The organism is Rhodococcus sp. IEGM 1372 (assembly GCF_030056835.1).
Lineage (GTDB): Bacteria > Actinomycetota > Actinomycetes > Mycobacteriales > Mycobacteriaceae > Rhodococcoides.
Map to the genome: position 1 here is coordinate 48,888 of NZ_JASHKS010000015.1, position 12,169 is coordinate 61,056.

Annotated in this window: 13 protein-coding genes; 8 read left to right on the top strand and 5 right to left on the bottom strand. The window is 63.1% G+C overall.

Translation table 11 applies throughout. The features are described 5' to 3' along the window. Positions 1-32: 32 nt before the first annotated feature. Positions 33-1,052, bottom strand: coding sequence for an SMP-30/gluconolactonase/LRE family protein (locus tag QM590_RS14435; RefSeq protein WP_269595426.1), 1,020 nt, complete (start codon positions 1,050-1,052; stop codon positions 33-35). Positions 1,053-1,139: 87 nt separating this feature from the next. On the opposite strand from QM590_RS14435, the gene QM590_RS14440 reads away from it, so the two are divergent. Beyond that, on the top strand, positions 1,140-1,793 hold the full coding sequence (locus tag QM590_RS14440) for a DedA family protein (protein WP_094639994.1): 654 nt from the start codon (positions 1,140-1,142) through the stop codon (positions 1,791-1,793). A gap of 4 nt (positions 1,794-1,797) precedes the next feature. Here QM590_RS14440 and QM590_RS14445 read toward each other — a convergent pair whose 3' ends face one another. Beyond that, positions 1,798-2,058, bottom strand: a complete 261-nt coding sequence (locus QM590_RS14445; RefSeq protein ID WP_068046957.1) for a LuxR C-terminal-related transcriptional regulator — start codon at positions 2,056-2,058, stop codon at positions 1,798-1,800. A 173-nt stretch (positions 2,059-2,231) separates the two neighbouring features. On the opposite strand from QM590_RS14445, the gene QM590_RS14450 reads away from it, so the two are divergent. The 4 genes from QM590_RS14450 (at position 2,232) to QM590_RS14465 (ending at position 6,250) form a co-directional block, all read left to right on the top strand. After that, entirely contained in the window at positions 2,232-3,479 is a 1,248-nt protein-coding gene (locus QM590_RS14450; protein ID WP_269595425.1) for a TetR family transcriptional regulator C-terminal domain-containing protein, read from the top strand. 160 nt (positions 3,480-3,639) lie between these two features. After that, positions 3,640-4,863, top strand: coding sequence for a hypothetical protein (locus QM590_RS14455; RefSeq protein ID WP_269595424.1), 1,224 nt, complete (start codon positions 3,640-3,642; stop codon positions 4,861-4,863). After that, a complete protein-coding gene (locus tag QM590_RS14460; protein ID WP_269595423.1) occupies positions 4,860-5,930 on the top strand; it encodes a hypothetical protein in 1,071 nt (356 codons plus the stop codon). Before QM590_RS14455 ends, QM590_RS14460 begins: the two co-directional genes overlap by 4 nt. After that, on the top strand, positions 5,873-6,250 hold the full coding sequence (locus tag QM590_RS14465; protein WP_269595422.1) for an outer membrane protein assembly factor BamB family protein: 378 nt from the start codon (positions 5,873-5,875) through the stop codon (positions 6,248-6,250). The genes QM590_RS14460 and QM590_RS14465 overlap by 58 nt, the downstream gene beginning before the upstream one ends. Position 6,251: 1 nt before the next feature. Here the strand turns inward: QM590_RS14465 and QM590_RS14470 are convergent, their stop codons facing one another. Beyond that, positions 6,252-6,755, bottom strand: coding sequence for a DUF1648 domain-containing protein (locus tag QM590_RS14470; protein WP_269595421.1), 504 nt, complete (start codon positions 6,753-6,755; stop codon positions 6,252-6,254). Positions 6,756-6,834: 79 nt separating this feature from the next. Here QM590_RS14470 and QM590_RS14475 point away from each other — a divergent pair, with 79 nt between their 5' ends. Next, the gene (locus tag QM590_RS14475) at positions 6,835-8,343 is read left to right on the top strand and encodes an SAM-dependent methyltransferase (RefSeq protein ID WP_269595420.1); all 1,509 of its coding nucleotides are present in this window, start codon (positions 6,835-6,837) and stop codon (positions 8,341-8,343) included. On the opposite strand, the gene QM590_RS14480 is transcribed toward QM590_RS14475, so the two are convergent. Next, complete coding sequence (locus QM590_RS14480) at positions 8,327-8,644, bottom strand: ArsR/SmtB family transcription factor (protein WP_068046973.1); 318 nt, start codon at positions 8,642-8,644, stop codon at positions 8,327-8,329. The genes QM590_RS14475 and QM590_RS14480 overlap by 17 nt on opposite strands. Before the next feature lie 88 nt (positions 8,645-8,732). Here QM590_RS14480 and QM590_RS14485 point away from each other — a divergent pair, with 88 nt between their 5' ends. Together QM590_RS14485 and QM590_RS14490 are read left to right on the top strand one after the other, a co-directional pair. After that, complete coding sequence (locus tag QM590_RS14485) at positions 8,733-9,782, top strand: SDR family oxidoreductase (protein WP_269595419.1); 1,050 nt, start codon at positions 8,733-8,735, stop codon at positions 9,780-9,782. 80 nt (positions 9,783-9,862) lie between these two features. Continuing rightward, positions 9,863-10,654 carry an acyl-CoA thioesterase gene (locus QM590_RS14490; protein WP_269595418.1) on the top strand — a complete coding sequence of 264 codons (792 nt, stop codon included), beginning with the start codon at positions 9,863-9,865 and terminating at the stop codon, positions 10,652-10,654. Here the strand turns inward: QM590_RS14490 and QM590_RS14495 are convergent. Further along, positions 10,642-12,123: a mannitol dehydrogenase family protein gene (locus QM590_RS14495; RefSeq protein ID WP_269595417.1), complete on the bottom strand. Its 1,482-nt coding sequence runs from the start codon at positions 12,121-12,123 to the stop codon at positions 10,642-10,644. The genes QM590_RS14490 and QM590_RS14495 overlap by 13 nt on opposite strands. Positions 12,124-12,169 lie beyond the last annotated feature (46 nt).

Consider the following 12,169-nt stretch of genomic DNA (forward strand, 5'->3'; position numbering starts at 1 on the left):
ACGAGTTTCCGTGCACCTGCGGCGCAGCCGCTCTACTCGGGAACGGAGCTGACGGTGAACGGCTCGACGGGCTCTCCCCCACGCTTGTCGAACTGACTGTTGACCACGAGCAGTCGATCGTCCACTGCCACAACGGTTGTCGGGTAGGCGAACGATGCATCGGTGATCTCACCGGTGACTGCGCCGGTTCTGCCGTCGTCATCGAGGTCGACCTTGGCGATGAGCCCGTCACGATTGCGGACGACATACAAGGTGTCGTCGTCCATTTCGAGGCCGTCGCCGTTGGTCAGGGTCGCGCCGCCGAGGTCCACCTGGGTGACCTCTTTCGAGGTCTTGTCGATTCGATAGAGGTTGCCGGTACTGGACTGCACGACGATCAACGCCGATTCGTCGTCGTTCTCGACGATGCCGTTCGCGTTGAAGCCCTCCCCGTACGCGAACGGAGTGCCGTCGAAGCTCACGAACGTCTCCAACGGAGCGTCCTGCGTTCCGGCCGTCATCTGCTCGACGGGAATGCGGTACAACGCCGGGCTGCGTGAGTCCGTGATGTAGGCATCACCGTTGTCGGCAATGGCGACGTCGTTGAGGAATGTCGCATCGGTGCCGAGACCGTTGGTGAACGTGCCGATCAGATCGCCGGAATCGGCGTCGTACACCCACACCTTGCCGGTGGCCCCACCGGCGATCACCAAGTAGTCGGCGCGATCGTCGTCGTCGGTCACGTCGATTCCGGCAGCCGCGGTGCGTCCGTCCGCGCCGCCGGGCAGGAACACCGAGACGTCCGGGGAGCCGACGGTTCCGCGGAACACCGCGCCATCGGATGTGGACGTCACATAGAACGTGTCGTCCGCGGCCGTGATGCCCTCGGGGAACACTCCACTGCCGGGCAGGTTGTAGACCGTCGCCGAGCTCGAATTCGGAGATGTCGACGCAGGCGTGGACGAATTGCTCGTCGTGGCCGGTGCCGGATCGGGCGAGTCCGAGGACCCGCAGGCACTCAGAAACAGTGTGGCGACGGCAACAGCGGGGGCTACTCGGGAGACTCGGTTCACACCGTCGAGTGTTCCATATGTCTCAATCTCCGAGCATTTCGCCTGGTGAGCAGATTTCAGGCCCATCAGTTTCGTACTGTCGTAGTCATGAGTGCCTCCTCCTCCCTTGCCGCAGCCGACAGCGACCTCGGAGGGATCGCCGGATGGGCAGTGAGTCTGATGGAGGCCATCGGTGGCCCCGGCGCAGGAATTGCGGTGGCCGCCGAGAACTTCTTCCCGCCGCTGCCGAGCGAGATCATCCTGCCGCTGGCGGGCTTCACCGCATCCCAGGGCGGGATGACTCTGCTGAGTGCGCTGTTCTGGACGACGGCCGGATCGGTACTCGGCGCACTGGTTCTGTACTGGCTCGGCGTCAAACTCGGGCGCGACCGGATGTACGCCATCGTCGATCGGATGCCCTTCGTCGGAACCGACGATCTGACCAAGGCCGAGGATTGGTTCGCCCGCCACGGACGGTCGGCGGTGTTCTTCGGCCGCATGATCCCGATGGTCCGTTCGGGCATATCCATCCCGGCCGGAGTCTCCCGGATGCCGGTTCTGCAATTCCTGCTGTACACCACCCTCGGCAGCCTGATCTGGAACTCGATCTTCGTGCTTGCCGGCTATTTCCTCGGCGAGAACTGGCACTACGTGGAGAGCTACGCGTCGGTGTTCCAGTACGTCGTCATCGGCATCGTGGTCGCGCTGATCGGCTGGTTCGTGGTCAAGAAGGTGCGGTCCCGCCGCGTCGAGGTGCAGTGACTGCTCACAGATCGTCGATGTCGATGAACCCGTCCTGCAGCGCACGCACCAGCAACGTCGCTTTGGTCGGCGCCGTTCGTCCCACTGCCGTGTACTTCGCTCTGATGCGAGTCAGGTGTGTGTTGACGGTTCCCATCGAGAGATAGAGCGAGCGCGATGCCTCCGCTTTGGAATCCGAGATGAGCCATGCGGTGAGAACCTCGATTTCACGAGCGCTGAGCCGTGGGTCGGGGGCATCGCCGATGCGGATGTCGAGCACTGTCATGAAGATCCTCGTTTTCGGGCGTCACCGCTGTCCCGGTGGCGCTGACACGGCCAATGACACAGCACTCGCTCCGCTGCGTCACTCCGAGGAATGACCGAGGTTGCTCTCACCCGACAGTGAACACTGTCACCTGCGCCGTCACAGTGGGCCTCACCTCGGTAAAGTCCGCCACTATGACCGAGCTCGACGCGACCGCCGCCCACTTCGTCGAGGCGGGTGTCACATTGTTGGTCACCCATCCGCAGAAGATTCTCGAACGCGGATTACGTATCGAAGACGTCGTTCACGAGGCCGACTCGTCGACGGCAACGTTCTTCCGCAAGTTCAGCACCAAATCCGACTTTCTCGCCACGGTCGTCGAACATTTGTCTCGAACTCCTCCACCCACCGACGTTCACGAGACTGTTCGCACCCAGATGACGGACAGCGGTGCATCGATTCGCGCGACGGTGACTGCGCTCGTTGCGCGTTACTTCCCGGCGATCGTCGACCGGAGGAGCATCACCGAGTCTCTTCTCGATCTTGTTTTCAGCGGGCCGACTTCCGGGGCCCTCGCCGGAAGCTACCGCGTTCGAGACGATGCCGTACTCGAGGCATTCGAGGCACTGTTCGATCCCGACGGTGGAGCCTTTCGCCGTCCCTTCACGGCCCGATCGTTCGCCATGACAGTCAATGCTGTCGTCGACGGTTTTCGCATCCGCAGTCAGGTGGACGCCTCCTCCGTATCTCCCGATGTGATGTCCGACGCGGTGCTGGCCTTCCTCGGGGCCGTCGTCGACACGTCCGGACATCATCAGCACCTCGACGACGTCGTGCGGGATGTCGGAACACCGGTCGAGGAGCGGCCGCTTCCTCGCGATCCGCGTGCCGCGATCGTCACCGCGGCGCGCGACGAGTTCGGTAAGCGTGGGTACTTCATGACGCGTATGGACGACGTCGCCGATATCGCCGGAGTGCCGAGGGCAGCGTGCAAGACTCTGTTTCCGACCAAGCCGTCCGTCATCGTTGCGGCACTGCAGAGCCGGGTCGATCGTCTTCGTGAGTCGGTGGCCGACGACCGACTGCTCGGCCTCGACGAGCTCACGATTCTGCAGAATCACATGCTGCGGTGCGCGCAACTCGCCTCCGACGAACTCGAATTCATGGACGCTCTCCTCGTCGCCGTCGCACACGACACTTACGGCGAACCGGAGGGACTGATCTCGATCAAGGAAAAGCTCAACCTGCCGGCAATCATCGCACCGGTCATCGCACGAGGGCAGGACACCGGCATCTTCCGAAAGAGCTCGAGCCCAGTCGATCTCGCGGCAGGCATCACCAACACGCTGCTGATGCGGTGTTTCACCCGACGACAGAACAGCCCGCAGGACAACGCGACGTTCGTCGGTGAACTCCTCCTCGACGGACTCATTGCGCGCTGAGCATCGACCGCGTGCCATCGGGTCCCGCTGGATTCCGTCGGCGAACCGGTCGGGCGCAGTGAGGATCTCGTCTGCCTGCCACACCCACCTCGATTAGCAAAACGAATGGTATGAATATTGCGCGACGTTCGTCGCAATGGTGACGAACGGAGCGAGGGCCATGGACGAGGACACGCAGCCCACCGAACGCAATCATTCTGCGCTGCTGACCACACTCGTCCTGACGTCGATCGTGGCACTCGGCGTGGTCGCAGCGGGATTGACCGCTCCAGCCGAAGAGCCCGAATTGACTTCCCTTCCAACAACATCGGCGACTCCCGTTCCGGAGCCCCCGCAACCTGAGTACGTGGTGGTCACCCCGGAAGTCGACATGTCGGCGAGCATCCCGGGGTGCGATACCGTCGAGCCTCCGAGCGAACCCTCGTACTTCGGCATCACCACGATGGGCGACGAGTCGTACGACAATCCAGCCGCCCCCTGGTACGACGGACCCAGAGCTCACCTCATGTCCGAGGCGTTGATGGCAGCGCTTCCCGCCGAGATCTCATCGACAAGGTCCTTGTACTTCGGCCCGATACCCGCGTCGGACGAATCTCAGGATTTCGTCCTCGACTCGGCGCATGCATCCGCCCCACTGGCCGCGGGTGGCGGGTCCGACTATCTCAGTGTTTCTGTCGGCCCGGCAGACTCGGCCGAACCACCACCGTGTGTGGCAGGACAAGTGGACGAGCGACTGAATCTTTCGGACGGAACGGTGCTGGACGCCGACGATACGTGGCGCGAAACCAACGGTCAGCGGTCCTACTCCCGGACGGCCACCGCGTATACCCCGGACAACACTGTCGTCTCTGCCTCCGTCTCGGGCGGGAACGACCCGGACACGTTGACACTGACGCTCGACGACTTGGTCCGAATAGCCACCGATCCTGCGCTCAGAATCACTGCTCCCGTCCCTGACGGAACACCTGGCAATGTCACCGACTGCTACGGCGGCTGGGACGACTCACCGACGGCGTCGTTCTCCCGCGATGAGACTCGAACGCTCAACGACGCCTTACGCCGAGCCGACGTGGCAGCACTGGCACCGACTCCACCCCTCGGCGCACTGCACACCAGTGAATTCGGTTCCGGGCTCTGTCAGACGGTGAACAGCACTGCCGGGAAACTTACGATCAGCGTTACTCGGGCCACTCCTGACATCGAATCCGATTCGACGACAATGGCGGAACCCCAGCTTCTGTCACCGAACGAGTACGGGACGGGGGCCTCGGTCTCCGTCGTCACGCCGTCAGGGCTCGAGATCGCGGTGTCGACGGACCGACCGATGGCGGATCCAGCATTGCTCGACAACCTGGCGAACACACCAGGATTGGACCTTCCATGACGCGATGGAACGAGACGACGAAATTGGTCGTTGCGGCGGTCGTCACGACGCTGTCGGTCGGTGCTGCGGTAGCCGTTGTTGCGCAGGACCGATCGACGACCATCAAGAAGATCACCGACTCCTCGGACGAAGCGCCAGGGTTGGCGTGGGCCGTCGACGCGGCGGACATGGGGCTCGAAGGAGCTACCTTCGCCTCTCCACGCACCGGTTCCATGTATGCATGGGGTCTCGGTTCGATCGTGATCGGCGGTACAGCTCTCACACTGGCCGTGGTGTCCTCGGAATCCGGCAACGACGAGGCAGTAATGGTCGGAATCGACACCACGGACGGCACGGTTCTGTGGAAGACCCCGGCCCCGGACCTAGCGGCGTGCGCCGACGAGCCGCTCGATGGACAGCTGGTCTGCCACCAGCCCACCTGGGGTGAGACTCCCGGCTACGTCACCTTCGATCCGGCTACCGGCGAATCGCGAAACTACCCTACTGATCTCGATCTTTTCGCCGTCACCGTCGCAAACGATCGCGTGTACACGACATCGGGCGACCTCGAGGGTAACGATGTTCTGCTGCACCGCGGAACGCTGGAGAATCCGAGCGCAGAGTGGGCGGTTCCGCTGCACGCGTGGGCCGGTTGGGAAGACGACTACGCCACCGCACTGAAGGTCGGTGACGACATCGGAACCTTCGACGTCGGGGGCGGTTTCTCCACGTTCGACGCCGCGACCGGCCGACAACTCTGGAAGACGGACAGCCTCGAGGATTGCCTCGGAGCCGTGGGACGCACCGCAGGCGACCTGGCCATTGCAGCGGTGCAAGATTGCGAAGGTACGAGTTCGAATCGAAAGGGTCGGTCGCCTTCCGTCTGGACGGCACGGTCCTCGCACGGTCGGACAGTCCTGTCGTACAACAGCCTTCGCTGGACGAGCCCACCGACACGTCGATCCCGATCGTTCTCGGCGATACGGCCTTCGATCGCACCACAGGTGAGCAACTGTGGCGCGACGACGCCTTGTCCTATGACTTTCCCGGAGACGAACTCAACGAGCCCCGCACGTACGCCACTCTGAAGTACGTCATCGGCCACGTCGGGTTGCTGCAGGCATCCAACGGCACCACAGCGCTCGATCTGCGAAACGGCGAGCATCTGTGGCAGGCCGGGCTGAACGGCAGCATCATCGGGCGCGACGGTGATCTGGTGCTGACCTCGGCCGGCACGGATCTGTCGGCGGTCGACGTGACCACCGGTGAGACCGGGTGGACTGCGTCGACGTCGATGATGTTTCCTGACGACGAATCGATGAGCTTCGAGATGCTGGTCGACGCCGCCGATGGCAGCTATCTGGTGCAGTCGGGCACCAAACTGGCGATGCTGCAACCACTCCCCTGAATCAGTCCTTCGGAACGCGGTACCGGCCACCTTTGACGACGAACACCACGTATCCCAGAATGGCCAGCACGAACAGCGCCGTCGGTACCGCGAGAACCCAGACGCTGACGGAGTCGCCTGTGGTCGCGCCCGCAACGCCGGTGATCCAGGCGAAGAGCAATGCCGTTGCCGCGCCGATCCAGTCGAGATCCTCGGCCATCTTCCGGTTCAGCTCCGGTCGATTCTCGGCGGCAGTCCAGTACTCGTGCATCCTTCGACTCGGCAGATTCACCATGGACGCCGGAACCTTGGGCAACCACCAACCGATGCTCGCGAACAGCCCGATCGTCGCAAATCCGATGCCGCCCATCGTGAGCAGGAAGGACAGCTTCGACTCCATGCGATCGACCTGACCGGATCCGTCGAAGTGCGCGGGAACTCGATCCCCCGCGGTGACGGCGACCCAGATCAGAGCAGCGATGAACACCAGAGTTGACAGCAGCAGGGCCGCACGCGAAAGCTTCATCGAAGTCCACATTAGTGCCTCCGGCATCGGTGTGGTGCCGTGGCTCCGGGTCGCTCCGCTCCGGCGCTACGGAAGGCAATTGTCCGCACCACTGCCGGAGGCACCGATGCCCAACAACGAGTTCGGGGACTTCCAGACCCCGATCGAGTTGGCACGTGCGTTGGTGAGCACCCTGCCTCGAAGGGCGTGGACCCGCGTCCTCGAACCCACGTGCGGTGTCGGGAACTTCCTGTCTGCCATCGGGGAGCGCCATCCCGATGCAGAACGTGTCGGAATCGAGGTGCAACCCGAGTACGCCACGGCAGCATCGACATTCGGCAGAGTGATCACTGCCTCGATTTTCGATTTCGACCTTGCACGCGACATCGCATGGACATCCGCGCCCGGCCCTACTCTCGTCATCGGCAACCCACCATGGGTGACCAATTCTCAGCTCTCGGTTCTGGGCTCCAGCAACAGACCGGCTCGTGCGAACACCGAGAACGCGCGCGGAATCGATGCGATCACCGGAAGCTCCAATTTCGACATCGCAGAATTCATTTGGATCAAGTTGCTCACCGAGTTCGCAGATCGCCCGGTCACCGTTGCGATGATCTGCAAGACCCAGGTAGCGCGAAACATCCTGTTGCACTGCGCTCGGCACGGCCTTCCGATCACCGGTTCGAGTCTGCGCCCCATCGACGCCAAGAAGTGGTTCGACGCCGGAGTGGATGCCTGTTGGTTCGTGGTCGAACTCGGAACCGGCGCAACCGACCACACCGCGCAGGTGTATCCGAGCATGGATGCACTGCACCCCAGCACCAGAATCGGAGTGGTAGACGGACAGCTCGTCGCGGATGTCGACGCCTACGAGCGAAGCAAGCAGTTCGATGGCATCAGTTCACTGATGTGGCGGCAGGGCATCAAACACGACGCGTCTGCCGTCATGGAACTGACCGAGAACGACGGTCCACGAACCAAACTCGGAGCCTCGGTGGACGTCGAGAGCGAGTTCCTGTTTCCGCTGTTCAAGTGCACCGATGTCTACCGCGGCAAGCTCACCGAGGTGTCGCGGTGGATGGTCGTGCCGCAGTCGCATACCGGTGACGACACCTCGCAGTTGGCGGACAGCGCGCCGAAGCTGTGGAAGTACCTGACCGACAACGCGACAGCTCTCGACGGCCGAAAGTCGTCGATCTACCGAAGTCGCGCCCGGTTTTGCATCTTCGGTGTCGGACCGTACACGTTTTCTCCGTACAAGATCGCGATCTCCGGGTTCCACAAGGTTCCGCAGTTCAGGCTGGTCGGCCCCTACGACGGCAGACCTGCGGTGTTCGACGATGCCACCTATCTCCTGCCGTTCGAGGACCCAGCGGCGTGCGCGGTCGCCCATGCACTGTTGACCGGCCAGGAGGCCACGGATCTCATTGCTGCACTGGCATTCTGGGACAGCAAACGACCGGTGACGAAGAAGCTGTTGCAACGCATCGACCTGAGCGCCATCGCACGTGCAACCGACCGGCGCGCCCTGCGGGACCGGGCGCGAGCCGTGCACCAGGACAGCAGCTCGATCGATCAGGCGATCGACAACTTCACAGATCCGACTTGATCGTTTCGGCAAATCGGTCGAGGAATGCGTCGTTGCGTTTGTAGTGCACCCAGGGACCGATCTTGGTGCTTGTCACCAGCTGCGCGCGTTGCAGCACGGCCATGTACTGCGAGGCGGTGGATTGAGACACGCCCGCCCTCGACTGAATGTGCTTGAGGCACACTCCCACATCTTCGGCCGGCTCGAGCTGCGGCGGAAAATCGCTCGGGTCCTTGAGCCACTGCATGATCGCCAATCTCGCGGGGTTGCTCAGCGCACCGAACACTGCTGCGAGCTCCGCGGGGTCCAGTTCGTCAGCCACCCTCGAAGCTTACTCCGATATCGCGATATCCCGATATGTGGTCTACTTGAGGCATCGCAATATCGCGATATCAAGATTGGAGTAGGTCATGTCACGCGTAGCAGTAGTAGTGGGAGCCAACGGAGTGATCGGCGGCAACTTGGTCGATCACCTGCAACGGACGGGCGAGTGGGACATCGTCGGGCTGTCACGCCGAGGTGGTACGGACGCCGGACGCGTCCGGCACATCGCGGTGGATCTGCTCGACGCCGACGAGACCCACCGTCGACTGGCGGAGCTGACCGACGTCACACACATCTTCTACGCCGCTTACCAGGAGAGACCGAGCTGGGCCGAACTCGTCGCCCCCAATCTCGCGATGCTCGTCAACGTGGTCACGGCCGTCGAGGAGAGCTCACCGGACCTCGAGCACGTGAGCCTGATGCAGGGCTACAAGGTGTACGGCGCGCACCTGGGCCCTTTCAAAACCCCGGCGCGAGAATCGGATCCGCCGCACATGCCGCCCGAGTTCAACGTCGATCAGCAGCAGTTTCTCGAGGCGCGGCAACTCGGTAAGCGGTGGACGTGGTCGGCGATCCGGCCGTCGGTGGTGTGCGGTGTTGCGCTGGGCAACCCGATGAATCTGGCCACCGTCATCGCCGTGTACGCCACCATGTGCAAGAAACTGGGCGTCCCCATGCGGTTTCCGGGCAAGCCCGGTGCCTTCGACGCACTGCTCGAGATGACAGATGCATCGTTGCTCGCCGAGGCGACAGTATGGGCGGCCACCACGCCGAGCTGCGCCAACCAGGCGTTCAACATCACCAACGGCGATCTGTTTCGCTGGAGCGACATGTGGCCGCGTATCGCGGGTCTTTTCGACCTCGATACCGCAACTCCCCTACCGATGTCCTTGGCAGATGTCATGGCAGACAAGGAACCGCTGTGGAATTCGATCGTCGCCGAGAACGGGCTGCGGAAGATTCCGTATTCCGACGTATCGTCCTGGGCCTTCGGCGATTTCGTGTTCGCGTGGGACTACGACGTCCTTGCCGACGGTTCCAAAGCGCGTCGACTGGGTTTTCACCGTTTCGTCGACACCGAGGCGATGTTCGCCGAGATAGTCGCCGAGCTACGTCGCCAGCGAATAATTCCGTGAGGGAGCCACCCTGCGTACCGCCCGAGTGGGCCGGATAGTTTGAATCGGCACGAACGCCGACAGAGACCTACGGGAGAACAATGCATCCGTTCGATACAGCAGTCGCCCTCGACACCGTCGGCGACGGCACGTATCGCGGCAGGACATCAGCGCCGTACAACAACATGGTCGGCCCGTTCGGTGGCATCACTGCTGCGACGTTCATCCGAGCCATCGAACGGCATCCGGAATGCCTCGGATCGCCGGTCTCGCTGACGGTCAACTTCGCCGGTCCGGTGGCCGAGGGCGAATTCGAGATCTCGGCGCGCGCCGTGCGAACCAACCGGAGCAATCAGCACTGGTACCTCGAACTCGTCCAGGACGGTGCCGTCGCCACCACGGCCACGGCGGTGTTCGGAACCAGGCGCGAGACGTGGGACAACACCGAGGCCGTGACCCCGGCCGTCCCCTCCCCCGCCGAGACGCCCCGCGGCAACTTTCCCGACGCAATCGCCTGGGCACAGAACTACGAGATGCGTTTCGTTGCAGGCGCTCTGAACGACCAGGAATCACCCGACTCGACCGAGACACTGTGGATCCGCGACACGCCACCACGCCCGGTGGACTTCGCTGCGCTGACCTCGCTCAGCGATGTGTTCTACCCCAGGATCTTTCAGCGCCTCGGTCGCTACGTGCCGGCCGGCACCATCTCGCTGACAACCCATTACTTCGCGACGCCCGAAGATCTCGAGCAGCACTCCGACGGATACGTCCTCGGTACCGCACGAGCTCGCCGGTTCCATCAGGGCTACTTCGATCAGACGGCAGAACTGTGGACCGAAGGTGGAACATTGCTGGCCACGAGCCACCAGGTGGTGTACTACAAGGTCTGACCCACTCCGACCGACTGTTCCAGCACGCGCCGCACTGCTCCGCGGGCACCGCTGTCCTGAAGCGAGCGCTTGGCCCTTTGGTACGCCCCGCGTAGCCGCGGACTCGTCGCCAGATCACCGAACACGGCTGGGTTCGCCAGGAAAGCGCCGGGGTTGTCGTGATCCTCCCACGACAAACGCTGCAGGTGTTCGGCGTTCGCGTCGACCATCGGGATGTCCCCACGCTCGTGGACTCCGCACCACGCGGCGAGCACCAGCGCTCCGTGGTCGACCGATCGGTCCTGTGCCAGCCGGTCGCGGATCACCGGCAGCACGAACTTCGGGATGCGGGCGGACGCGTCGACGATCTGACGTTCGAGCGTGTCTCGCACCGCATGGCTCGAAAAACGTTGCAGCAGTTGTTCGATGTAGGTGTCGATGTCGATTCCGTCGACCGGGTCGAGCGTCGGTGCAGCCTCGGTTCGCATGTACGACGCCACGAACTCGTACAGGTCGGGACTTGCCATCACCTCGTGCACGTGGGTGTATCCGGCGAGGATACCGAGATAGCTCAGTGCTTGGTGAGATCCGTTGAGCAGCCGCAGTTTCATGTGTTCGTACGGCGCGACGTCGGCGACGAGTTGCACTCCGACCTCGCCGAAGGGCGGTCGCCCGAACGAGAAGGTGTCCTCGACCACCCACTGCGAGAACGATTCCGACCGCACCGGCCAGCCGTCGTCGATTCCGAAGTCGCAGCGCACGTCGTCGATGACTGCGGCCGTCGTAGCAGGGGTGATGCGGTCGACCATCGAGTTGGGAAACGCGACCGTCGCGTCGATCCAGTCCGCCAGGTCGGCGTCGTGCCGACGGGCGAAGGACGTCAATGCAGTTCGGGTCACCGACCCGTTGTGGACGATGTTGTCGCACGACATCACGGTGAACGGTGGAATTCCGTGGTACCGGCGGGTGGCGAGCGCAACGGTCAGGAAGCCGAAGACACTCGAAGGTACCGAGAGGTCCCGGAGGTCGTCGAGCACTGCAGGATCGCTGGGCTCGAATGCACCGGTGATGTCGTCCACGCCGTAGCCCGCCTCGGTGATCGTCAGTGACACGATCATCGTGGCGGGTGAGCTGAGCACATCGAGTACCCCCTGGGGATCCTCGGGCGCGAAGACGAAATCCGCGACCGAACCGATGACCCGGGCGTCGCGTCGACCGTCGGGATCCACCGTGACCAGGGTGTAGAGGTGGTCCTGCGAGTCGAGGACGTCACCGATCTTCCTGTCTCCCGGCAACACTCCCACTCCACACAGTGCCCAGTCGAGATGGCCGGCCGCGAGAAGCCGATCGAAGTACACCGCCTGATGAGCGCGATGAAAAGCACCGACTCCGAAATGCACCACACCGCAGTGCAGTTCGTCCAAGTCGTAGTCCGGCTTCGCGACGGTCGCGGGCAGGTGTTCCAACGTCGCGCGGCGAAGCTCGGCCATGACAGGTCCTCGGGGTCGGACGAACGTGGTGAGCAGTGGCGCTCCC